At 68.6% G+C, this 23,298-nt stretch carries 21 protein-coding genes; 3 read left to right on the top strand and 18 right to left on the bottom strand.

Annotated features, from left to right (window positions below; genetic code table 11):
* From ATO4_RS25705 to ATO4_RS25650, 12 genes are all read right to left on the bottom strand, one after another.
* Positions 1 to 671: aspartate/glutamate racemase family protein (locus ATO4_RS25705; RefSeq protein ID WP_083594832.1), on the bottom strand; the 671-nt coding region annotated here is incomplete at its 3' end.
* An 11-nt stretch (positions 672 to 682) separates the two neighbouring features.
* A complete protein-coding gene (locus ATO4_RS25700) occupies positions 683 to 1,447 on the bottom strand; it encodes an aspartate/glutamate racemase family protein (RefSeq protein ID WP_083594830.1) in 765 nt (254 codons plus the stop codon).
* Between the two features lie 312 nt (positions 1,448 to 1,759).
* Positions 1,760 to 2,362: a cysteine hydrolase gene (locus ATO4_RS25695; protein ID WP_083594828.1), complete on the bottom strand. Its 603-nt coding sequence runs from the start codon at positions 2,360 to 2,362 to the stop codon at positions 1,760 to 1,762.
* Complete coding sequence (locus ATO4_RS25690) at positions 2,359 to 4,440, bottom strand: hydantoinase/oxoprolinase family protein (protein ID WP_083594826.1); 2,082 nt, start codon at positions 4,438 to 4,440, stop codon at positions 2,359 to 2,361. The genes ATO4_RS25695 and ATO4_RS25690 overlap by 4 nt, the downstream gene beginning before the upstream one ends.
* Positions 4,437 to 6,170 (bottom strand): hydantoinase B/oxoprolinase family protein, encoded by a 1,734-nt coding sequence (locus tag ATO4_RS25685; RefSeq protein WP_083594824.1) that lies wholly within the window; start codon positions 6,168 to 6,170, stop codon positions 4,437 to 4,439. The genes ATO4_RS25690 and ATO4_RS25685 overlap by 4 nt, the downstream gene beginning before the upstream one ends.
* Positions 6,167 to 7,042: an oxaloacetate decarboxylase gene (locus ATO4_RS25680; protein WP_083594823.1), complete on the bottom strand. Its 876-nt coding sequence runs from the start codon at positions 7,040 to 7,042 to the stop codon at positions 6,167 to 6,169. The genes ATO4_RS25685 and ATO4_RS25680 overlap by 4 nt, the downstream gene beginning before the upstream one ends.
* Positions 7,043 to 7,094: 52 nt before the next feature.
* Positions 7,095 to 7,796 carry an ABC transporter ATP-binding protein gene (locus ATO4_RS25675; protein ID WP_083594821.1) on the bottom strand — a complete coding sequence of 234 codons (702 nt, stop codon included), beginning with the start codon at positions 7,794 to 7,796 and terminating at the stop codon, positions 7,095 to 7,097.
* The gene (locus tag ATO4_RS25670) at positions 7,789 to 8,535 is read right to left on the bottom strand and encodes an ABC transporter ATP-binding protein (protein ID WP_083594834.1); all 747 of its coding nucleotides are present in this window, start codon (positions 8,533 to 8,535) and stop codon (positions 7,789 to 7,791) included. The genes ATO4_RS25675 and ATO4_RS25670 overlap by 8 nt, the downstream gene beginning before the upstream one ends.
* 32 nt (positions 8,536 to 8,567) lie before the next feature.
* Positions 8,568 to 9,557 (bottom strand): branched-chain amino acid ABC transporter permease, encoded by a 990-nt coding sequence (locus tag ATO4_RS25665; RefSeq protein ID WP_083594820.1) that lies wholly within the window; start codon positions 9,555 to 9,557, stop codon positions 8,568 to 8,570.
* Entirely contained in the window at positions 9,554 to 10,426 is an 873-nt protein-coding gene (locus tag ATO4_RS25660; protein WP_083594818.1) for a branched-chain amino acid ABC transporter permease, read from the bottom strand. The genes ATO4_RS25665 and ATO4_RS25660 overlap by 4 nt, the downstream gene beginning before the upstream one ends.
* Before the next feature lie 269 nt (positions 10,427 to 10,695).
* The gene (locus ATO4_RS25655) at positions 10,696 to 11,919 is read right to left on the bottom strand and encodes an ABC transporter substrate-binding protein (protein WP_083594816.1); all 1,224 of its coding nucleotides are present in this window, start codon (positions 11,917 to 11,919) and stop codon (positions 10,696 to 10,698) included.
* Positions 11,916 to 12,785 (bottom strand): GntR family transcriptional regulator, encoded by an 870-nt coding sequence (locus tag ATO4_RS25650; RefSeq protein ID WP_083594815.1) that lies wholly within the window; start codon positions 12,783 to 12,785, stop codon positions 11,916 to 11,918. Before ATO4_RS25650 ends, ATO4_RS25655 begins: the two co-directional genes overlap by 4 nt.
* 237 nt (positions 12,786 to 13,022) lie before the next feature.
* Between ATO4_RS25650 and ATO4_RS25645 the strand changes: the two genes are divergently transcribed.
* Entirely contained in the window at positions 13,023 to 14,429 is a 1,407-nt protein-coding gene (locus tag ATO4_RS25645) for an FAD-dependent oxidoreductase (RefSeq protein WP_083594813.1), read from the top strand.
* A gap of 7 nt (positions 14,430 to 14,436) precedes the next feature.
* Here the strand turns inward: ATO4_RS25645 and ATO4_RS25640 are convergent, their stop codons facing one another.
* Positions 14,437 to 15,342: a LysR family transcriptional regulator gene (locus ATO4_RS25640; protein WP_083594812.1), complete on the bottom strand. Its 906-nt coding sequence runs from the start codon at positions 15,340 to 15,342 to the stop codon at positions 14,437 to 14,439.
* Positions 15,343 to 15,743: 401 nt separating this feature from the next.
* Between ATO4_RS25640 and ATO4_RS25635 the strand changes: the two genes are divergently transcribed.
* Complete coding sequence (locus ATO4_RS25635; protein WP_083594810.1) at positions 15,744 to 16,952, top strand: acyl-CoA dehydrogenase; 1,209 nt, start codon at positions 15,744 to 15,746, stop codon at positions 16,950 to 16,952.
* Entirely contained in the window at positions 16,952 to 18,100 is a 1,149-nt protein-coding gene (locus ATO4_RS25630; protein WP_083594808.1) for a CaiB/BaiF CoA-transferase family protein, read from the top strand. Before ATO4_RS25635 ends, ATO4_RS25630 begins: the two co-directional genes overlap by 1 nt.
* Positions 18,101 to 18,173: 73 nt before the next feature.
* Here ATO4_RS25630 and ATO4_RS25625 read toward each other — a convergent pair whose 3' ends face one another.
* The 5 genes from ATO4_RS25625 to ATO4_RS25605 all read right to left on the bottom strand — a co-directional run bounded on the left by ATO4_RS25625 (position 18,174) and on the right by ATO4_RS25605 (position 23,223).
* Positions 18,174 to 18,761, bottom strand: a complete 588-nt coding sequence (locus ATO4_RS25625; RefSeq protein WP_083594806.1) for an RES family NAD+ phosphorylase — start codon at positions 18,759 to 18,761, stop codon at positions 18,174 to 18,176.
* Complete coding sequence (locus ATO4_RS25620) at positions 18,758 to 19,477, bottom strand: antitoxin Xre/MbcA/ParS toxin-binding domain-containing protein (RefSeq protein WP_083594804.1); 720 nt, start codon at positions 19,475 to 19,477, stop codon at positions 18,758 to 18,760. Before ATO4_RS25620 ends, ATO4_RS25625 begins: the two co-directional genes overlap by 4 nt.
* A gap of 154 nt (positions 19,478 to 19,631) precedes the next feature.
* Entirely contained in the window at positions 19,632 to 20,279 is a 648-nt protein-coding gene (gene leuD, locus ATO4_RS25615) for a 3-isopropylmalate dehydratase small subunit (RefSeq protein ID WP_083594803.1), read from the bottom strand.
* Between the two features lie 4 nt (positions 20,280 to 20,283).
* On the bottom strand, positions 20,284 to 21,714 hold the full coding sequence (leuC, locus tag ATO4_RS25610; protein ID WP_083594801.1) for a 3-isopropylmalate dehydratase large subunit: 1,431 nt from the start codon (positions 21,712 to 21,714) through the stop codon (positions 20,284 to 20,286).
* Between the two features lie 3 nt (positions 21,715 to 21,717).
* The gene (locus ATO4_RS25605) at positions 21,718 to 23,223 is read right to left on the bottom strand and encodes a tripartite tricarboxylate transporter permease (RefSeq protein WP_083594798.1); all 1,506 of its coding nucleotides are present in this window, start codon (positions 23,221 to 23,223) and stop codon (positions 21,718 to 21,720) included.
* Positions 23,224 to 23,298 lie beyond the last annotated feature (75 nt).

Raw genomic sequence — 23,298 nt, 5'->3', positions numbered from 1 at the left:
AGGCCGAGACCGACCAGGGTCTGGGCGAGCTTGTAGCTGAACGGTCCGGGATTGATCAGCGGCACCGGCAGGTGCTCGGCGAGAAAGGCCGCCGCCTGGTGCATGGTCGTCGAGCCGAGACAGATCACGTCCGCCCCGTCCTCCGCGACGCATTTCATCGCCACGTCGAGCATGATCGGGAAGGTCTTGTCCTCCTTGCCCTCGGTCAGCTTGATGAAATCCGGCTCGACGTCGAAGGAGCGCACGGACGCACATTGCCGCTCGAAGCCGTAGTCACGGATCACCTTGGCGTAGCGCGGCAGCGCCGGCTTCCATTGGGCGAGGACGGAGAACTTGGCCCCGAGGGTCAGCGCATAGAGCATCGAGGCCTTGCCCGGCCCGACGACGGGAATGGACAAGACCGAGCGCAGCGCCGCCATGCCCGAATCCGACATGGTGTCGATGACGACGGCGTCGAAGCCTTCTTCTTCGGCGGTGAGGCCGGCCTCGTAGATGCCGAGATCCATCACCAGCCAGTCATGCGGGCTCATGAAGGAGGTCGGGCCGATCTTCACCGGTCGGAAGACGAGTTCGGTGTCCGGATCGAGTTCGACATGGCCGGTCTGGGCGGCCCGGCGCTTCACCCCCTCGTCGTCGAGGGGAAAGGGATTGATGACCAGGATCTTGGGCATGGTTTTCCTCCTCAGCCGCGCGCCGCTTCGCCCATCGCCGCGAACAGGTCGAGGCGCGGGACGAGCGGCGTCGGATAAGTGGTCTTAGAATGGGTGAGCCGCAGGCGGATCGCCGCATCGGCGAGGCGGTAGGTCAGCGGCCCCGGATTGATCACCGGCACCGGCAGGTTGGCGGCGAGATGGGCATGGGCCTCGTGCATCGTCGTCGAGCCGAGGATGATGACGTCGGCCCGGTCCTCCTCGACGCAGCGCCGGGCGGTCTCCAGCAGGACCGGGAAGACCTCCTCCTCGCGCCCCGCCAGCAGCGACTGGTTGTTCGGCTCGAGATCCGCCGAGCGCATGGAAGCGCATTTCGCCTCGAGGCCCAGTTCGCGCAGGGTCTTCTCGTAGAGCGGGCGCCAGCGGTCCCACATGGAGACGAAGGAGAACCGCTCGCCGAGCGTCAGCGCCATCAGGATCGCATGGCGCCCGGCGCCGATGACCGGGATAGAAAGGACCGAGCGCAGCGCCGTCATGCCGGAGTCCGACACGGTGTCGATGCACACGGCGTCGTATCCCTCCGCCTCCGCCTGGTGCCCCGCCTCCACCATGCCGATGTCGGCAAGCAGCATGTCCTGCTGGCTGACATAGTTGACCGGAGCGATGGCGACGGGGCGGAAGTCGAAAACGATGTCCGGCCCGAGCTTCACCGCCGACATCTGCGCCCGGCGCTTGGCGAGATTGTCCGCATCCATCGGAAACGGCACGAGGACGAGAACGCGTTTCGGGGTGGGCATGGGGTGTCTCCTCAATTGATGCTCGGCTCGACAGCGGACGAGAAGGCGCCCTCTCTCCCCTTGAGGGAGAGAAAGCGATTTCATCGTCTTGGCGAAGCCAAGTGAGTGAAATCGCCAGAGAGGGGTGTCACCGGGTCCGGACGAGCGAACGCAGCAGACGCCGCGACCCTCGGCACCGGTAGCGGCGGGTGACGCGGTGGTTCCCCCTCTCTTGCCTTTTCTGCGACTTGGACCTCGGCAAGCCGAGGCCCAAGACCGCGAAAAGGCTTTCTCTCCCTCAAGGGGAGAGAGGGGCGCCGTGCCTGCGATCGCTCACAGTCCGGCCATCACCTTTTCGATCGTCGCAATCTCCGCCACCGGCCGCAGACCGGCGATCGCCTCGTCGTGGATCTGCTGCGAAAACGCCGCGCAGCCGTCTTGGAGCACCGTTACGCCGAGATCGCGCACATGCGCCTCGCGGACCGTCGAGGCGACGCCGCCATTGGTGACGATGCCGGCGACGGTGAGATGCTCGATGCCGGACTTGCGCAACACCCATTCGAGCCGCGACATGTAGAAGGCCGAGAAGGCGACTTTTTCCACGGCGATGTCGGCCGGGGCGAGCGCGTCGACGAGCTGCTGGCCCCAGCCGCCGGGCAGGAAGTCGCCCTTCGCGATGAAGGGCCGGAGCGCCTTCAGATGCGGCGAGACGATCGGCTCGCCGCCGCGCCCGGGAACGAGGGTGAAGAGCGTCGCGACGACCAGCCCGCCTCTCGCCCGGAAGGCGTCGGCGAGCGGCTTCAGCTTCGCCGGCAGGGCGGCGATGTCGGCGCTCTTGGCCCCGCCCCGCGCATAGGCGCCCTCCGGGTGGATGAAGTCGTTCTGAAGATCGACCAGCAGCAAGGCGCGCCTGTCGATCGGGGGAATCGCGCTCATGGCCGGCGCTCCAGAATGAGGTTTCCGAAGCCGTCGACCCGGGCGTCGAGATCGGGATCGACGACGGTGGTGGCGTCGCCCTGTTCGAGGATCGCCGGGCCGCAGATCACCGCGCCGACCGGCAGAGACAGGCGGTCGTAGACGGCGGTGTCGTGCCAGGCGCCGTCGAACCAGACGGGCCGGCTCTCCCGCCGGGCCGCCTCGACCGTCGAGCCCGCCTCCGGCGCCAGCGTCGCGAGATCGAAGCGCGGCCGGCGGCCGATGGCGGCGGTCCGAAGATTGACGATCCGGGCGTCGATGCCATCCAGAAGCCGACTGAAGGTCTTCTGGTAGGCGGTCTCGAACGCCGCCTTCACGTCGCCCGCCGTCAGGCCCTCGGCGGCGTCACCGGGCAGCGGCACGGCGATGGTGTGGGTCTGGCCGAGATAGTGCATGTCGAGTTCGAACTGGACATCGACACGCTCGGTGGAGAGGCCTGCCGCGTCGACGACCGCCCTCGCCTCCGCGGCCTCGGCCCGCATGCGAGCGCCGAGCGCATCGGCATCGAGGCTGGAGAGCAGGAGGTTGACCGTCTGCACCTGATCGTGGCGCACGTCGGCGATGACGCAGCCGAGCGCCGAGGTGACGCCCGGAAAGCGCGGAACCAGAGCGGCCTTGAGGCCGACGTCCTTGATCAGCGCGCCGGCATGGAGCGCGCCGCCGCCGCCGAAGGGAACCGCCGCGAAATCGGCCGGGTCGTGGCCGCGCTCGATCGAGACGAGGCGGATCGCGCCGGCCATCTTGCCGTCGGCGATCCGCACGATGGCTTCCGCCGCCTCCATCTCGCCGAGGCCCAGCGGCTCGGCGACATGGGTCAGGATCGCCGCCTTTGCCGCCTCCACGTCGAGGCTCCTGCCCTTGCCGCCGATGGGCTTGGCGGCATTGATCCGGCCGAGGACGACATTGGCGTCGGTCAGCGTCGGGCGGTCGTTGCCCTGGCCGTAACAGACCGGGCCGGGCCGCGAGCCGGCGCTTTCCGGGCCGACCTGCAGCATGCCGCCGGCATCCACATGGGCGATCGAGCCACCTCCCGCACCGATCGTCGAGATCTCGATCATCGGCGTGCGGATGACGAGGCCGAAGTCGATGGTGGTCTGGGCGGCGAGCGCCGTCTTGCCGTCCGCCACCAGCGAAACGTCGAAGGAGGTGCCGCCGAGATCGCCGGTGATGACATTGGGAAAGCCGGCGGCTTCCGCGATCGCGGCCGCCGCGATGACGCCGGCCGCAGGCCCGGACAAAGCCGTGCGCACCGGCAGCCTGCGCGCCGTCTGTGTCGACATCACCCCGCCATTCGACTGGACGATGTGGAACTTGCCGGTGAAGCCGTCGGCCTTCAGCGCCGCATCGAGCTTGCCGAGATAGCCGCCGACGACCGGCTGGAGATAGGCGTTGAGCACCGTCGTCGACGTCCGCTCGAATTCGCGGATCTCGGGCAGGATCTGGCTGGAGGCGGTGACATTGTCGTTCGGCCAGACGGCCTTGGCCACTTCGAGCGCTGCCATCTCGTTGGCGGGGTTGGCATAGGCGTTGACGAAGACGATCGCCAGCGCCTCGGCGCCCATGGCGAGCAGCCGGTCGGCGACCCTTGCCACCTCGGCCGGATCGACCGCCTCGCGGATCGTGCCGTCGGCCAGCACCCGCTCGCCGACTTCCAGCCGGAAGTCGCGGTCGACGACCGGGACGAAGTCGCCCCACAGGCCCCAGGTGTTGCGACGGTCGCGGCGGCGCATTTCGAGGACGTCGCGAAAGCCGGCCGTGGTGATCAGCCCGACCTTCGCGCCCTTGCGCTCCAGCAGCGCATTGGTGCCGACGGTGGTGCCGTGGACGACGGAGGAGAGATCGGACAGGGCGCCGAAGCTCTTCAGGCCCTCGATGAAGCCGACCGCCTCGTCGCCGCGATTGGACGAGACTTTTGCCGTGCGGAAGGCGCCGGCGGTTTCGTCGTAGTAGAAGAGATCGGTGAAGGTGCCGCCGACATCGACGCCGACGATCCGGCCGAGCGCCGTCGTGCCGGGGGTTTTCGTGCCGGAGGCGCTCATGCCGTGGCTCCTTTCCTGAGCAGGCTGGTGGCGTCCGCGTCGACCGTCAGATCGTCGGTGAGAACGACGGCGTAAACGCGCTCCGCCGCCGCGCGGCTGACATAGCCGAGGCGCACGTCGCGCGAGACGAGATCGGCCGGGCGCTTTTTCGGATCGCGCCAGCCGCCGCCACCGGGGGTTTCGAGGCGCAGGCGCTTGCCGGTCGTCACCTTGACGTCGGTGACCTTGGAGACCATCGGCGGCGATCGGGTTTCGTCCCCCTCCTGCCACAAGAACCGGTTGAGCGCGGCTTCCATGCCGCCCGCGACGCCGAAGGGGGCGCGCTTGCCGCGCTCGCCGAGCAGCGCCACGTCGCAGTCCGTCAGCATCTCGATCTCGTAGACCGCACCGACACCGCCGCGATGTGTCCCCGCGCCGGCGGAATCCGGCCGGAGCGCCCACAGGGTGAACATCACCGGATAGGCCGCTTCCAAGATTTCGAGCGGCGGGATGGTCGCCGTCGAGATCGGGTTGTTGGCGTGGTTCAGCCCGTCGCTTTCCGGATTGCCGCCGAGGCCGCCACCGAAGAAGGAGAACATGACGAAACGGCTGTCGTCGGCGCGGTTGCCGGCGATCGACAGGGCGTTGATCGTGCCGAAGGGGGCGGCGGTGGCGCGTTCCGGATCGGCTTTCGCCAGCGCACCGAGCATGACGCCGATGAGCCTGAGGATGGTCTCGGTATAGCCCGCCATCGGCTTCGGCGCCCTGGCGGCGAGCAGCGTCGTGTCGGGAATGACGAACCTGATCGGACGCAGGCAGCCGGCATTGGCCGGCACGTCGGTGAAGATGTGCTTCAGCGCGACGTAGCAGGCGGCGACCGCCGTGGCGTAGGAGATATTGATCGGGCCTCTCGCCGGCGGCGAGGAGCGGGAGAAGTCCAGCGTCATCTCCTCGCCTTCGATGGTCACGTCGAGGGCGACGGTGAGCATCTCGTCGACGATGCCGTCATTGTCGAGGACGTCCTCGAAGGCATAACTCCCATCCGGCAGCGATGCGATGGCGGCACGCATCAGGGCTTCGGCACGGTCGGAGAAGGCATCGAGGGCGGAGGAGACCGTCGCCTCGCCATACTGGTCGAGCAGGGCGCCGAAGCGCGTCTCGCCGAGATCCAGCGCGTTGAGCTGGCCGTTGAGATCGCCCCAATTCGAACCGGGAACCCGCGAATTGGCGGCGAGGATGTCGACGATGTCCTGGTTCATCACCCCGGCGGTCATCAGCCGCACCGGCGGCACGCGCATGCCTTCCTGGAAGCTCTCGGTGGCCTTGGGATTATAGCCGCCGGCGACGTTGCCGCCGATGTCGAGCCAGTGGCCGACCGAGGCGAGCCAGGCGAAGAGTTCGCCATTGCGGAACACCGGGCGCACCAGCCGGAAGTCGTTGAGATGGGTGCCGCCGCAATAGGGATCGTTGAACAGGAAGGTATCGCCCGGCTGCAGGCCGCCTTCCCGCTCCACCTTCTCGATCACCGCCTGCACGGCGAAGCTCATGGCGCCGACGAAGATCGGCAGGCCGCTCGTCCCCTGCACGAGGGTCGCGCCGGTGGTCGCGTGGTAGAGGCCGTGGCAGGCGTCCTTGGCCTCGGCGATGATCGGGTTGAAGGCCGAGCGGCAGAGCGTCGCGTCCATCTCGTCGGCGATCTGCTCGAGCCGGCCCTTGAGGACGGCGAGGGTGACGGGATCGATGGCGGTCATTTCTCGCCCTTCTCCGGGTCTTCGTAGCGTTCGCCGAGGGCGAGCAGCTCCGGCGTGCCGATCACGGCGTTCAGCTGGTCGAAATCGAACATCCGGTCCTTGAAGGGCGCGTTGGTGCGGTTGTCGAAGAGCGAGCGGTAGTAGTCGCCGGCGGCCCTGGCGACGGCCCGCACGATGCCGCCCGGAAAGATCACCACCTTGAAGCCGAGGGCGCCGAGATCGTCGGCGTTCTTCATCGGCGTCGCCCCGCCCTCGACCATGTTGGCGAGCAGCGGCAGGCGGGAGGCGAAGCGCGACGTCACCTCGGAAAGCTCGTTCTCGCTGCGCGGCGCCTCGACGAAGAGGATGTCGGCGCCGGCCTCCACATAGCGCTCGGCCCGCTCGATCGCCGGGCCGAAGCCCTCGACCGCGATGGCGTCGGTGCGCGCGACGATCAGCGTCTCCTCGCTCGCCCGCGCATCCACCGCGGCCTTGATCTTGCCGACCATCTCGCCGGGAGTGACGAGCTTCTTGCCGGCGAGGTGGCCGCAGCGCTTGGGCAGGCTCTGGTCCTCGATCTGCAGGGCGCTGGCGCCGGCGCGCTCGTACATGCGCACCGTGCGCTGGACGTTCAGCGCGTTGCCGTGGCCATTGTCGGCATCGACGATCATCGGCGTGTCGACCCGGTCGCGCACCAGGTGGATCGTCTCGACCATCTCGGTCATGGTCGCGAGACCAATGTCGGAGCGGCCGAGCCGGGTGTAGGCGACGGCCGCGCCGGACAGATACATCGCCTCGAAGCCGGCGTCGGTGGCGATCAGGGCGGTCAGCGGATCGTAGACGCCGGGGGCGACGACGACGCCGTCCCGGGACAGTCTCGCTTTCAGCGACATGTGCGGTTTCCTCGTATTTTTCGTGACGGCTGCCTGGCGGGCCGCGCAGGTATCAGAGCCCGAGATAGGTCCGGCGCAATTCCGGATCGGCGGCGACGGAGGCGGCGGCTCCCGAGATCGCGACGGCGCCGTTCTCGATGACATAGGCCCGGTTCGCGAGCTCCAGCGACTGGACGACGTTCTGCTCGACCAGCATGATCGACAGGCCGTCGCGGTTGAGCCTCCGGATCAGGGCGAACATCTCCTCGACGAGCAGCGGCGAAAGACCGAGCGAGGGCTCGTCGAGGATCAGGAGCTTCGGCTCGGCCATCAGGCCGCGGCCGATGGCCAGCATCTGCTGTTCGCCGCCGGACAGGGTGCCGGCGAACTGGCCGATCCGCTCCTTCAGCCGCGGGAAGGTCTCGAACACCCTGTCGAGATTTCGCGCGCGGTTCTGCCTTGCCCGGCCATAGCTGCCGAGCTCGAGATTTTCGCGCACGCCCATGTTGGGGAAGATGCGCCGGCCCTCTGGCACCTGGATCAGCCCCGAGGCGACGATCTGGCCGGGCGAGCAGCCCTTCAGCGAACGCCCCTCGAAGCGGATGTCGCCGCCCTTCGCCTTGAGGAGGCCGGAAAGCACCATGTTCAGCGTCGTCTTGCCGACGCCGTTGGAGCCGAGGACGGCGATGATCTCGCCCTCCTTCACACTGAGATCGATGCCGCGCAGGATCTCGACGCTGCCATAGCCGGCCTTCAGGCCCTCGACCTCAAGCATCGGCCGCCTCCCCGCGATTGAGGCGCGCCGCCGCGCCCTGGCCGAGATAGGCCTCGATGACCTTCGGATCGGACACCACCTGTTGCGGCGTGCCGCCGGCGATGATCGCGCCTTGGGCGAGGACGAAGACCTCGTCGCAGAGGCTGACGACGGCCTGCATGACGTGTTCGATCATCAGGATGGTGACGCCCGTGTCGCGCAGCTCGCGGATCACCGGGATGATGTCGCGGACCTCCGACGGGTTGAGGCCGGCGAGCACCTCGTCGAGGAGCAGCAGCTTCGGCCCGGTCGCCAGCGCCTTGGCGACTTCGAGGCGCTTGCGGCCGGAGACGGTGAGGCTGGCGGCCGGATCGTCCAGCCTGTCGCCGAGGCCGACCCTTGCGGCGACGCGGGCGGCCACCGCCTCGGCGTCGGCCCGGCGCGGATGGCGCAGGAAGGCGCCGACGACGATGTTCTCCAGCACCGACAGCCCTGCGAAGGGCTTGACGATCTGGAAGGTGCGCCCGAGGCCGCGCTCGGCCAGCCTGTGCGGCGCGACGCCGGTGATGTCGCCGCCCTCGAAGGCGATGCGGCCGCTGGTCGGCGAAAGGAAGCCCGAGGCGATGGAAAACAGCGTCGTCTTGCCGGCGCCGTTCGGGCCGATCAGGCCGGTGATCGAGCCCTTCCGGACGATGAGCGAGGCATCGTCGACGGCGGTGAGGCCGCCGAAGCGCATGGTGACGTTCTCGACTCTCAGCATTTCCGTGGCGGGCTGCATCTTGGTGGCGGACATCAGGCGCGTCCTCCTTCGGGCGCGGCCTTGCGCACCTGCCGGGGTGCGGGCCTTCGCCTGAACAGGCCGACGAGGCCGCCCGGCAGGAAGGCGACGGCGACGACGAGCACGGCGCCGTAGACCGCGAGGTCGATGCCCGGCAGGTCGCCGGCGAGGTGCTTCACCACTTCGCCGAGGCCATGCAGCGCCAGCGCGCCGACGACCGGACCGAGCACCGTGCCGAGGCCGCCAACGATCGCGGCGAGCAGGACCTCGACGGAGATCCAGGTGCCGAAGACGATGTTGGAATCGATGAACAGGAAATACTGCAGGTAGAGGACGCCCGCCGCCGCGGTGATGGCGCCCGACAGGCCGATGGCCTTCAGCTTGACCGCGAAGACGTCGACACCGAGCGCCCGCGCCGCCTCCTCGTTCTCGCGCAGCGCGACGAGCTGGGCGCCGAAGCGCGAGCCGCGGATCCACTGGACGAGGAGAAGGACGAGGATCGTCAGCGCGACGACGAAGGCGAGGAAGGTCGAGCGGTCGGCAAATTGCAGGTTCTGCGCGCCGATCCGGAGCGGCAGGAGCAGGCCGGCCGCCCCGCCGGTCGCCTCGGACGAGTTGGCGAGGACCCGGAACACCTCCGCGAAGGCGAGGGTCACGAGGGCGAAATAGGATCCGCGAAGCCCTGCCCGGAAGGCCAGGAAGCCGATGACGAGGCCGGTGACGGCGCCAGCCAGCGTGCCCGCGACAAAGCCCGTCCAGGCGTCGAGACCGAGGCTCATCTGCCAGATCGCCGAGACATAGGCGCCGACGCCGAAGAAGGCGGCGTGGCCGAAGGAGAACTGCCCGCCGAAGCCGCCGAGGAGGTTCCAGCCCTGCGCCGCCAGCGCGATGATCAGGGTGAAGACCAGAAAGTTCAGGGCGACGTTGGAGGTGACGACGAGCGGCGCGAGGGCGAGCAGCACGCCGAGCGCCGCGACCGGCAGATAGGGGCGCAGCGCACTCATGCCTTGGCTCCGAACAGGCCGGTCGGCCGCAACAGCAGCGTCAGGATGAAGATCACGAAGATACCGATCTGGCCGAGGCTTTCGCCGAGGAAGAGGCCGCTCATGGATTCAACGACGCCGATGATCAGCCCGCCGAGCATGGCTCCGACGATCGAGCCCATGCCGCCGAGGACGACGATGGTGAAGGCGACGAGGACGAAGGCGCTGCCGATCTTCGGATTGACGTAGAAGGTCGGCAGCAGGAGGCAGGCGGCAACGGCGAGGCAGGCGCAGCCGAGGCCGAAGGTGACGGCGTAGATATGGGCGACGTTGATGCCCTGCAGGCTGGCGCCGATCTTCTCCTTGGCGACGGCGCGGATCGCCTTGCCGGTGTCCGAGCGCGACAGGAACAACCAGAGCAGCGCCGCCGTCACCAGCGCGCCGGCGGCGCCGAAGACCCGCACCTGGCTGAGGAGATACGGCCCGACCTCGTAGACGTTGAAGGAATAGTCGGTGTTCAGCGAGCGGGTGTCGGAGCCGAAGCCGGCGAGGAGCAGGTTCTCGATGACGATCGACAGGCCGAGGGTGACGAGCAGGATGTTCTCGTCGCGGCCGTGGCTCGCCGGCCCGATGATCAGCCGCTGCAGCCCGTAGCCGACCGCAAAGAAGATCACCGTGAGGAACGGGATCTGGACATAGGGATCGACGCCGAAGAGCTGATTGATCAACAGGACGGCGAACATCGCCGCCGCGAGCAGCGCGCCATGGGCGAAGTTGATGATGTGGAGGACGCCGTAGACGAGCGTCAGCCCGAGGGCGACGAGCGCGTAGATCGCCCCGGTCAGTAGCCCGTTGAGCAGCGCCTCGATGATGATGTCGGGTGAGTACATCGATGGTTTCTGTGGTTCGGCCCGCAGGCCATTGCGATGATGCCGGGATCGGCAGTCGAGCGATCGGCTCTCGTCGGGGTGGCGGCGCCCTTCTTCGATGGCAGCGCCAGCACCCCCCTCTGTCCTGCCGGACAGAGGGGGGCTCCAGATGGCGCCGCCTTTTGCCATCGGGCATGGCCGGAACTCCCGCGCCAGGCGCCCACCGCCCTTCGCGGCTCGCTACGCTCACACCTCAGGATGAGGGCCTATTGCGACCTCCCGCACGCCCCTCACCCGTTGATCGGGAAGACCGGCTTGGCGTCGGCGAATTCCTCCGGATAGATCACCTTGATCGTCTCGTCCTGCACCTGCAGCGAGACCGGGGCGGCGCCGGTGTTCTGGCCCTTGTCGAACTTCGTCGGACCATAGGGCATGACGTGGCCCTCGAAGGTGGAAGCCGCCAGCGCCTCGTTGATCGCCTTGGGTTCGACGGAGCCTGCCCGGTCGATGGCGTCGGCGAGAAGCTTCACGCAGGAATAGTTGAGAGGGATGTTGTAGGCCCACAGCCCGCCGGCGTCCTCGACGGCCTTCTTCAGCTGGATCGCCTCTTCCTTGCGCGGGTCGTGCCAGTGGTTGCAGTCCATGTCGAGATTGGCGATCTCGGGGAATTCGCGCACGAAGCGCATGTTGGAGGCCGCGCCGTTGAGCACCGAATAGTAGCCCATCGGCCGCACCCGCTGCTGGTAGAGCGTGCGCATCAGGAGCACCGTCTCGCCATAGTAGGACGAGGGGATGATCAGGTCCGGCTTCAGCGAGCGGATGCGCAGGGCGACGTTCGACATGTCGCGGGCCGGCGTCGGATGGGCGATGGTCTCGAGGATCTCGAAGCCGTATTTCGGCAGCTCCGCCGCCATCAGCTTGGCGAGGCCCGAGCCGAACAGCCCGTCCTCGTGGACGAGCACGATGGTCTTCGCCGGCTTGCCGGCAGCCTCGTTGAGCTTCACCAGGTTCTCGATGGCGGTCTTCGAAGAGGTGCCGAAGCCGGGGCCGAAGCGGAAGGTGTTCGAAAGATCCCGCTGGACGATCTTGTCGGAGACGCCGACGTCGACGACATAGGGCAGGTCGTAGCGCGCCGCGGCCTGGCTGGAGGCGAGGCAGATCGGGCTGGCGAAACCGCCGACGATGCCGGCAACCCCCTCGGACTGCATCCGCTCGACCTCGGCGGTGCCGCCCTCGGGCGTCGAGCGGGCGTCGCCGAACACCATTTCGAGCTTCGCGCCGCCGAGCGACTGGATGCCGCCGGCATCGTTCACCGCCTTGATGGCGTATTCCGCGCCGGTGCGGCCGAGTTCGCCATCCTGGGCGAGATTGCCGGTCACCGGCTGGAGGATGCCGATCTTGACGCTCTTCGGCTCCTGGGCCCGCAGGACACCCGGCATCGCCAGGGTGGCGGCGAGGGCCGCGCCACCGCCGAGGACGGTGCGGCGGCTGATCTGATCATGCAGTTTCGTCATCGCGTCGTCTTCCTTTTGCCGGTCGATAGCTTCTTGCCACTGAGGCGGGGCGCCGGCCGCGCGGCGACCGCCGGCCGCTCGCTGGCGGAGGGGGATTTGGCGGTCCAGCGCATGGCGCTGCCCCGCCTGGTGCGTTCGAGGTCGAGCTGGAGTTCGTAGAGATCGGGGCGGTAGAGGCCGTAGAGATATTCGACGCCCTCGCCCGCCTCGTCCTGGACGATGCGGGTGATCGACAGGAGCGCCGCGCCGGTCTCGACGCCGAGCGCCTCGGCGATCTCCGGGCCGGCCTGGGTGGCGCCGACGCTCTGGCGGGCGCTCGCGACCTTCGCGCCGGAGCGCTCCAGGAGTTCGAGCAGCGGCGTCGAGCGCAGGTCGGCTTCCGAATAGGAGATGCCGATCCGCTTCGGGACGTAGGTGACGAGGTAGGAGAACGGCGTGCCGTCGGCGATGCGCACCCGCACCGAGCGCTGCACCTCCTCGCCGGTATCCAGCCCCAGCCCCTCGGCGACGGCCGGCGTCGGCAGCGCATAGCCGAAGGAGAGCAGCCGGACGTCGGTGCGCCGGCCCATTTCCACAAGATGGGTGAAGACGTTGGAGAAGTCGGCGACGATCGCATGCGGACGCTGGGTGGCGCGGACATAGGTGCCGGAGCCCGGCCGCCGCTCGACGAGGCCATCCTCGGCAAGTCGCTCCAGGGCGCCGCGGATGGTGACGCGGGATACCCCGTGCTCGGCCGCCAGATCCGGCTCGCTCGGCATGCGCTGGGCCGGCGCCAGGGCGCCGGACAGGATCCGGTCCTTCAGGTGCAGATACACCCGAAGCGCCTTGCGCGGCTCCGCGACGATGGGCTGGGATCTGATGGCCATGCGATCCTTGGTGCGACTGATCCTGTCTATTCAGGCAGACAGATTCTGTCCTGTCAACCGATTCATCGCTGCGCAAATATTGGACAGCATTGCGGCATAAATGCCGAGAAAGCCAGCATCCATGGGCGCGGACATCCGATGTCGCGGACCAATCTTGTCTTTTTCACCGGACAGGTTAGTCATGATCATTGACAGCGCGGCGCCATGTGGGACGCAACGACCGGAAGGGGACGGGTGATGGCGAGGATCGAGCGGGCGGAGCCCTCCGAGTTCGAGACGCAGGTCCCGCTCGTCATCGTCGGGGCCGGCGCGGCGGGACTGACCGCCGCCCTCGCCGCAAGGGAGGCCGGCGTCGGCGCGGTGCTGATCCTCGAGCGCGACGAGACGCCCTCCGGCTCGACGGCGCTGTCGGCGGGGCTCGTGCCGGCCGCCGGCACCAGGTTCCAGCGGGACGCCGGCATCGCGGATACCGCCGAGCTGTTTGCCGCCGACATCATGCAGAAGGCGCATGACGAGCCCGAAGCCGCCCTCGTGCGGCGCGTCGCGGCGGCAAGCGGCCCGGCGGTGGAGTGGCTGGCCGACCGCTTCGCCCTGCCCTTCTCCGTTCTCACCGACTTTTCCTATCCCGGCCATTCCCGGCGCCGGATGCACGGCCTGCCGAGCCGGTCGGGCCAGGAGCTGGTCGACCGCCTGCGCCAGGCGGTGGAGGACGCCGGCTGCGACATCCTCTGCGACAGCGCCGTCGATACCCTTTTCGTCGGTGCCGACGGCAGCGTCACCGGGCTCTCCTTCAGCCGCCCCGACGGCGGCCGCGAGAGGCTCGGCGCAGCTTCGGTGATCCTCGCCTGCAACGGTTATGGCGGCAATCGCGACCTCGTCGCCGAACACATCCCGCAGCTTTCCGAGGCGCTCTATTTCGGCCATGAGGGCAACCAGGGCGAGGCCGTCCTGTGGGGCGAGGCGCTGGGAGCGAGGCTCTCCCACCTCTCCGGCCACCAGGGCCACGGCTCGGTCGCCCATCCCGCCGGCATCCTCCTCACCTGGGCGACGATCACCGAGGGCGGCTGCCAGGTCAATCGCGACGGCAGACGCTTCAGCGACGAATCCCGCGGCTATTCGGAACAGGCGGCCGAGGTGCTGAAGCAGCCGGGCGGCATCGCCTTCACCATCTTCGACGAGCGGATCGCCGGCATCTGCCGGCAGTTCGAGGACTTCCGCAATCTGGAGGCGGTGAACGGCGTGGTCTCGGCCTGGACCACCGGCGAGCTGGCCGAGAAGCTGAAGCTTCCCGCCGCGACCCTCACGGCGACGCTGGAGGCCTTCGAGGAGGCCAAGGCGACCGGCGGCGAGGATCCGTTCGGCCGCAACCTTGCCGACGCGCCGCGGCTGCAGGCGCCCCTGAAGGCGGTGCGGGTCACCGGCGCGCTGTTCCACACGCAAGGCGGGCTCGTCGTCGACGGCGAGGCGCGGGTGATGCGGCAGGACGGAACGGCCTTCGCCAATCTCTACGCCGCCGGCGGCGCGGCCTGCGGCGTCTCGGGGTCGCAGGCCTCCGGCTATCTCTCCGGCAACGGCCTCCTCACCGCCGTCACCCTCGGCCGGATCGCCGGCGAGGCGGCAGGCAGGCGGCTCGCCGGCACCTGAAGCCGGGTCAGGGGCGACCTTGCGGCCGCCGGGCCTCCTCGACCAGCCAGTCGCGGAAGACCACGAAGGCCGGATTGTCCGCCTGTTGCGGCGGGAAAATCAGCGCATAGGGCGAGCCGCCGTCGAGGCTGCGGGAAGACGCCCGCACCAGCCGCCCGGAGGCGAGATCTTCCTCGACCAGAATGGCCGGCACGAGGGCGGCGCCGAGCCCGGCCCGGGCCGCGGCGAGCACCATGCCGAAATGCTCGAAGCGCGGCCCCCGCAGGATGTCCACCGCCTCCATCGCCGCCTCCTGGAACCAGCGCAGCCAGAGATCCGGCCGCGTCGCCTGCTGCAGCAGCGGCAGCCTGGCGAGGTCGGCGTCGGAGAGCTCGCCGGATCGTCCGGTCATCTCGGGGCTGGCGACGACGATCAGCGTCTCGTCGAGCAGCGCGACCGCCTCGGCGCCGCGCGCGCGCAGTTCGAGGCGCTGGATCGCCGCGTCCGCCGGATCGCGGGAGAAATCCACCGGCCCCAGCGCCGAGGTGACGTCGATGGTGATCCCCGGCGCGATCGCGGCAAAGCGTGCAAGCCGCGGGATCAGCCAGGCGCTGGCGAAGGTCGGCAGGGCGACGAGGCGCAGGAGCTGCTCCCGGCCACCGAAGGACATGACCGTGAGGACGGCGCCGTCGATGTCCGACAGGATGCGCTCGGCATCGCGCAGGAAGGCACGCCCGGCATCCGACAGGATCAGCCGCTGGCGCACCCGGTGGAACAGCCGGACGCCGAGCCGCTCCTCCAGGCTCTGCAGGGAGCGGCTGACGGCGCTCTGGGTAAGGCCGAGGGTCTGCGCGGCGCGGGTGGCCGAGCCCGATTGCGCCAAAGCCCGGAAGGCTTCGAGCTCGCCGATGGTGGGGGTATAGGAGCGGCGCATCGGCGGTGTCTCTCGACTGCTGTCAAACGGGAAGGCGGCGCTTCCGGACGGGCGTCCTCTCTCCCCTTGCGGGAGAGAAAGCGATTTCTATCGTTTAGCGCGGAACGCGCTAAACGATAGAAATCGCAAGAGAGGGGTGTGGCGCGATTTCGGTTGGACCGACGGCGGCGGCTGATGCGGTGAAACCCCTCTCTTGTCATTCTCAAGGTCTGGACCTCGGCAAGCCGAGGCCCAATTCCTTGGAATGACATTCTCTCCCTCAAGGGGAGAGAGGGCGCCCTTCTTCTGATGGCCCGACTTCATGACCAAAGCTCATGACATGGCAAGTCCTATTCGTTTGAACCGCCTCGCCCGCCGGTGGTATCACCGGCAGCGAGACACAGACATTCGGGAGAACATGCATGGCCCTGAAGCCGAAGGACGCGCCCAATCTCGGTCAGTTCGACTGGTCCGATCCGTTCCGCCTCGCCGACCAGCTGTCCGAGGACGAGCGGATGCTGGCCGATGCGGCGGCGCAGTTCGCCCAGAGCCGCCTCGCCCCGGCCGTCACCGAGGCGGCCCGCGAGGAGCGGGTCGACCCGTCGATCTTCCCGGCGATGGGCGAGATGGGCCTGCTCGGCGTGACCATTCCCGAGGAATACGGCGGCATCGGCGCCTCCTATGTCGCCTATGGCCTGGTGGCCCGGGAGATCGAGAGGATCGATTCGGGCTACCGCTCGATGATGTCGGTGCAGTCCTCCCTCGTCATGTACCCGATCTATGCCTATGGCACCGAGGAGCAGCGCAGGCGCTATCTGCCCAAGCTCGCCTCCGGCGAGTTCATCGGCTGCTTCGGCCTGACCGAGCCCGACGCCGGCTCCGACCCGGGCGGCATGAAGACCGTCGCGAGGAAGACCGAGGGCGGCTACGTCCTCAACGGCGCGAAGATGTGGATCTCCAACTCGCCGATCGCCGACGTCTTCGTCGTCTGGGCGAAGTCCGAGGCGCATGGCGGCAAGATCAAGGGCTTCGTGCTGGAGAAGGGCATGAAGGGGCTTACCGCCCCGAAGATCGGCGGCAAGCTGTCGCTGCGCGCCAGCGTCACCGGCGAGATCGTGATGAGCGATGTCGAGGTCTCCGAGGACGCGCTGCTGCCCAATGTCGAGGGGCTGAAGGGCCCGTTCGGCTGCCTCAACCGGGCCCGCTACGGCATTTCCTGGGGCGTCATGGGCGCGGCGGAGGCCTGTTTCCACGCCGCCCGGCAATATGGCCTCGATCGCAAGCAGTTCGGCAAGCCGCTGGCCCAGACCCAGCTTTACCAGCGAAAGCTCGCCGAGATGGAGACCGAGATCGCCCTCGGGCTTCAAGCATCCTTGCGGGTCGGCCGTCTGATGGACGAGGCCAATGCGGCGCCGGAGATGATCTCCATCGTCAAGCGCAACAATTGCGGCAAGGCCCTCAACATCGCCCGGATGGCCCGCGACATGCACGGCGGCAACGGCATTTCCGAGGAATTCGGCGTGATGCGCCACATGATCAACCTCGAGACCGTCAACACCTATGAGGGCACCCACGACGTCCATGCCCTGATCCTCGGACGCGCGATCACCGGCCTGCAGGCCTTCTTCTGATGGCGGACGCCCCGCTCAAGGGCCTCAAGGTCGTCGAGCTCGCCCGCATCCTGGCGGGGCCGTGGATCGGCCAGACGCTGGCCGATCTCGGCGCCGAGGTGATCAAGGTCGAGGCGCCCGAGGGCGACGACACCCGGACCTGGGGCCCGCCCTTCATCCAGCGCGACGGCGAGGCACGGCCGACGGCGGCCTATTTCCACGCAGCCAACCGGGGCAAGACGAGCTTTACCTGCGACTTCAAGGACGCAGCGCAGCTCGAGGCGCTGAAGCGTCTGATCGACGAGGCCGACATCGTCGTCGAGAACTTCAAGGTCGGCGGGCTGCAGCGCTTCGGCCTCGATTACGAGAGCCTCGCCGCCCGCAATCCGCGCCTCGTCTATGCCTCGATCACCGGCTTCGGCCAGACCGGGCCGGAAGCCGCGCGGCCGGGCTACGACTTCCTGATCCAGGGGATGTGCGGGATCATGGACCTCACCGGGGATCCGGAAGGCGAGCCGCAGAAGATCGGCGTTGCGTGGATCGACATCCTCACCGGCCTCTACGGCACCATCGCCATCCAGGCGGCGATCATCGAGCGGCAGTGCTCCGGCCTCGGCCAGCATGTCGATCTCGCCCTCCTCGACTGCGGCGTCGCGGCGCTCGCCAACCAGGCGATGAACGCGCTGGTCTCCGGCAAGTCGCCCCGCCGCATGGGCAACGCCCACCCCAACATCGTGCCCTACCAGGTGTTTGCGGCGAGCGACGGCCACGTGATCGTCGCCTGCGGCAACGACCGGCAGTTCGCGAGCCTCTGCCGGGTGCTCGACCTCGGCGGCCTCGCCGCCGACCCGGCCTTTGCCACCAATCCGGCCCGGGTGGAAAACCGCGAGCGGCTGATCGCCCTCCTCGCCCCGGCCATCGCCCGGCTCGACCGCGCCGACATCATCGCGGCGCTGGAGGCGGCCGGGGTTCCCGGCGGGCCGATCAACACCGTCGCCGAAGCCCTCGCCGAACCGCAGATCGCGGCGCGCGGCCTCAAGATCGAGGCCGAGGGCGTGCCGGGCCTCAGGACGCCGATCGTGTTTTCGCGCAGCACGCTCGCCACCGACAAGGCCGCTCCGGCACACGATCCGGAACACGGGATCGCGGACGCGCGGTTCGGAGGGTGAGGTCCTCTGCGGGGATGGTTCTGAGCCAGCGACCCCTTGCTTCTTGCTTCGATCGGCGACGAACCGGGCTCTGTCAGGGCGTCCTGACGACGGTCAGATGGAGAGCCTTCACGATCGTCGGCAGGCTCGCAAGGCGTGGGAGATCGACGGCCGGTGCTTCGGCTTCCAGGCGACCGTCGACCGCACGGTCGTAAACGGCGACGCATTGCCGGTTGGTGATGCGCGACATGTAGACGATGCCGTCGAAAGCGGTTTGGTCATAGATTTCCTGACTGACCCTTCGCCCCGCCGCCTGTGCCTTCGCCCGCACGGCATCGGTCGACACGCCGAGAAGACTTGCCCCCTCATGTCGCAGATCGAGGAGGAAGAGTGGCACGGGGTTCCGGATGCGAACGATCGCGTAGACGTCGAATTCCTCAGCGAGCAGCAAGCGCTCGGACGCTCCCTCGAAGCGGTCGCGAACAATCGTCTCGGCCACGGCAGTCGTCGGATCCTGCGCCAGATAGAGAAGCCTGAACCGGTTTTTCGGGCTGGAAAACCGGCTCTTGCCGGATCCCATGCCGAGCGGGGTTTCCGCGTGACGGCGCGGCACGATCCTCACATAGCTTTCGACATACATGCGAATGGCGAGCCTTTGGAGAAGCGCACCGTTGAGAGTCATTGCAGGGAGAAGGTCGCCCGGGCGGCGTCCAGTACCTCGGTCCGACGATCTGCGATCAGGAGTTCGACCGGCTTGCGTCCGCCCAGAACGGGATTGGGCCGGCTGAGCCAGATCCAGGCTGCGCGATGGTTGCCGGCCAGCCGAATGACGTCGCTGATCCCGCCGACAGGCCGCCCGTCGATGAACTGTGCGATCGGAAAGACGTGCTTTCTGGTTCCCTTGAGCAGTGCGACGACCTCGCCTGCCTGCTGCCATCGATGAAGGGTCGAACGGGCAATGCCGAAATCGCGGGCGAGCTCGCTCGCCCCGGCGACGGGACCGGCCCAATCCTCGAGCCGGCGGGGCACGGCAAGGTCGTCGAGGGCGCTCCTGCCCTCTTCGACGCTGACGAGCGGCCCGAGGCCTTCTCCCCGCGACGCTTCGGCAATGGCGGGAATGTCGAGTGCAATCGGGCCGCCATACTCCCGGCCGACCCTCTCCATCAACTGACGGATCTGCCGGCCAAGGTCGGCACGGCGGGAGCCGAGTCGGCGCCAGGTTTCCGGTGGGAGACCGGCGATGGCAGCGGCCACTTCCCCGACGACTTCGGCGGGAAACGCCACGGAGGGGGCTGCGAACGCCTGATCGTCTCGCAGCGCATCGGTCACCTTCGCGGCGACCCGCTCGACGGTGCTGCTGCCGTGGCGCGGCGATGTCGGGGCGTGCCGGGTCGCCATGGGATCGCGCTGCCTCCTCGTTGTGTATCCCATCTAATCCTTGAGGAGGCGTTTGTCCAGTTTGTCCCGTTTGTACCAAATCCCTAGGTCGTTCCGGGAGTCCGAGAGCTGGCTCACCGGCTGCAATCGCCCGATGGCAAAGCCGACCTCTTTTTTACCCCGCTTCTGCCGACGCGACATTCGGCACCACCCACGGCGCGCCCTCCAGATACCGCGCCTCGAAGGCGGCGATCTGCGGCTCGTCCTCCAACGTCTCCGACAACTCGTCGAGGCCGAGCAGCAGCCGGCGCTTGACGCCCGGATCGACGTCGAAGCCGGTCGTCTTGAGGCCCTCTGCCCGGATTTCCTGCGCCTCGAGATCGATGGTGAGGTGCCTGGCCGAACCCGTCCCCGCGCCCGCTTCGCCGATGAAGCTCGCCAGCCTCTGCCGCCCGGCTTCGCTGAGCGCGATGGTCAGGAGGCCGTTCTTGGCCGCATTGCCGCGGAAGATGTCGGCGAAGCTGCCTGCGACGACGACGCGGATGCCGTGGTCGACGAGGGCGTAGACCGCCGCTTCGCGGGAGGATCCGCAGCCGAAGTTCTCTCCCGCGACCATCAGGACGGGCCGCTCCGCCATGCGGTTCAGCGCAAAACCCGGAACCGGCTCGCCGCCCTCGCCGAACCGCAGATCGTAGAGCAGCTGGTCGCCATAGCCTTCCGAGCGGGTGCGCTTCATGAAGCGGGCGGGGATCAGCTGGTCGGTGTCGATGTTGTCGCGGGCAAGGACGACGCCGGCTCCGCTGACGGTGGTGAAAGGCTGCATCGGCTCAGGCTCCCTCGCTCGCGCCGGCAGAACCGGCCGGGGCCGGCGACGACACGGCGCCGTCCGGCAGGTCCGCGAGGTCCAGCGCGCGCACGTCGGTGATGTGGCCGGCGACGACGGCCGCCGCGACCATGGCCGGGCTCATCAGATGGGTCCTGGCGCCCGGCCCCTGGCGGCCGCGAAAGTTGCGGTTGGAGGTCGAGGCGCAGCGCTCGCCCGGCTCGACCCGGTCGCCGTTCATGCCGACGCAGAGCGAGCAGCCGCTCTCGCCCCATTCGGCCCCCGCCGCCCGGAAGATGTCGGCGATGCCCGTCGCCTCGGCGCGCCGCGCCACCTCGAGCGAGCCCGGCGAGACCAGCAGCGGCACGGCGAGCCGCCGTCCCTCCAGAACCCGCGCCGCGGCGACGAGATCGGAATAGCGGCCGTTGGTGCAGGAGCCGATGAAGCCGCGATCGATGCGGATGTCCGCGAGCCGCTGGCCGCCAGTGAGCCCCATGTAGTCCAGCGCATCGGCATCGCCGCCCGCCTCGGCGCTGGGGACGCTGCCGGTCACCGGCGCCACCTGTTCGGGGCTGGTGCCCCAGGTGACCATCGGCGCCACCGCGCCGGCGTCGATTGCGACCTCGCGGGCATAGGCAGCTTCCGCGTCGGAGGCCAGCGCCTTCCAGCTTTCGATGGCGGCCGCGAAGGCGTCGCCCTTCGGCGCCATCGGCCGCTCCTGCAGCCAGGCGAAGGTGGTCTCGTCCGGCGGCACGATGCCCGACCGCGCGCCCATCTCGATGGTCATGTTGCAGAGCGTCATGCGGCCTTCCATCGACAGCGCCGCGATCGCCTCGCCGGCATATTCGACGGCGTGGCCGGTCGCCCCGCCGGTGCCGATCTCTCCGATGATGTGGAGGGCGAGATCCTTCGCCGTGGTGCCGAAGGGCAGGCTGCCGGTGACGGTGATCTTCATCTGCGGCGGCCTCGTCTGCCACAGCGCCTGGGTCGCCAGCACATGGGCGACCTCGGAGGCGCCGATGCCGAAGGCGAAGGCCCCGAAAGCGCCATGGGTGGCGGTGTGGCTGTCGCCGCAGACGATGATCAGCCCCGGCAGCGTCAGCCCCTGCTCCGGCATCGCCACATGGACGATGCCGCGCCGCGCGTCGCCGAGGCCGAAGCTGTCGATGCCGTGGCGGGCGGTGTTGGCCGACAGGCGCTCGATCATCGTCGCCGAGGCGGCGTTGGCCCGCGCCGCACTCGACGGCGCATAATGGTCGGCGACGCCGAAGGTCAGCTCGGGATGGCGGACCTCGCGCCCGGCCGTGCCGATCTTGTCGAAGGCGTGGTGGGAGCCTTCGTGCAGGAGATGGCGGTCGACGAAGAGCAGGCTGCGACCCTCGCGCCGGAGGATCTCGTGGGCATCCCAAATCTTGTCGATGATCGTCCGGCCCATCGGTCAGGCCTCCTTGAGCTTTGCCTTCGCCCGCTTCTGGCTGACGGCGGTGGCGACGATCGCCCCGGCGAGAAGGGCGATCAGGACGAGGGTGATCGGTCGTCCGAGAATGAAGCTGGGGTCGCCACCGCTGATCTGCCAGCTGCGCACCAGCTCGCCCTCGGCCATCGGCCCGACCAGGAGGCCGACGACGGTGGCCGTCACCGGATAGCCGTAGCGGCGCATCAGCCACCCGAGCGCCCCTGCCCCTGCGACCGTCAGCGGACCGACGATCGAACCGGTGATGGCGTAGCTGCCCATCATGGCGATGGCGACGACGAAGGGGATGAGATAGCGGATCGGCGCCTTGACGATGAAGCCGGCGAAGAAGACGAAGACCACGCCGACGACGAGCAGGAGCGCCGCCTGCACCATGTTGCCGAGGATGATCGCATAGACGATGTCGGTTTGATCGGCGATGAAGCGCGGGCCGCCGGTGACGTCGTGCATGGCGAAGGCGCCGAGGATGATCGCGGTGCCCGCGCCGCCCGGCAGGCCGAGGGCGAGCAGCGTCACCATGCCGCCGCCTTCGGACGAGGAATTGGCCGCCTCCGAGGCGATCACGCCGTCGGCCTCGCCCTCGCCGAAGCGCTGCTGCGGCCCGGCGAGGCGCTTGGCGAAGGCGTAGGAGACGAGATTGGCGACGCTCGCGCCGACGCCGGGGACGATGCCGATCAGCGTTCCGAGGACCGAGCCGCGCAGCACCGCCGGCCAGCGCACGACCGCGGTCTTCAGGCCCGCAAGGATCGGCGCGAGGGCGATGCGGCGGCTGGCGCTGTCGGCGACGATGTAGTCGCGCCCCGCCAGATTCATCAGTTCGGACGCCGCGAACAGGCCGATCAGCGCCGGGATCGCCGGAATGCCGTCGAGGAGATACATCGAGCCGAAGGTGCCGCGCATCAGGCCGGTGTCGGAATAGCCGACGGTCGAGATCAGGACGCCGATGGCGCCGGCGGCGAGCCCCTTGGCAAAGCTGGAATCGTTGAGGACGGCAATCAAGAGCAACCCGCCGATGGCGACGACGAGCATTTCCGTCGGCCCGAGCATCAGCACCCAGTCGGCCACGGGTCCGACGACCAGCAGCAGCATCAGATAGCCGAAGAAGGTGCCGATGACCGAGGCGGCGAGGCCGACGCCCAGCGCTTCGCCGTGCCGGCCCTTTTGCGCCATCGGATAGCCGTCGAAGGCGGTGGCGACGGCGCTCGACGTGCCGGGAATGTTCATCAGGATCGCCGGGACCGCGCCGCCGAAGCTGCCGCCGGTGAAGATCGCCGAGAGGAAGAGGATCGCCGGCAGGAAATCCATGTAGAGGGTGGCGGGCAGGAACACCGCCATGGCGATCGAGATCGACAGGCCCGGGATCGCCCCGAAGACGAGGCCGATCAACAGGCCGGGCACGACCACCAGCCAGGCCATGGCGTCGCTCGACAGGAGCTGCAGGGCTCCGCCGAAGGCGGCAAGATCAAGCATGCGAAGGGTTCCTACCCGTACAGAACGACATCACAGGAAGAGGACGGGCATGCGCACCATCAACAGGTCGTGGAA

Origin of the sequence: Aurantimonas sp. 22II-16-19i, assembly GCF_002088275.1 — a bacterium.
Lineage (GTDB): Bacteria > Pseudomonadota > Alphaproteobacteria > Rhizobiales > Rhizobiaceae > Jiella.
The sequence above is the reverse complement of the archived record's forward strand: the minus strand, read 5'-3'. Positions and strand labels throughout refer to the sequence as shown.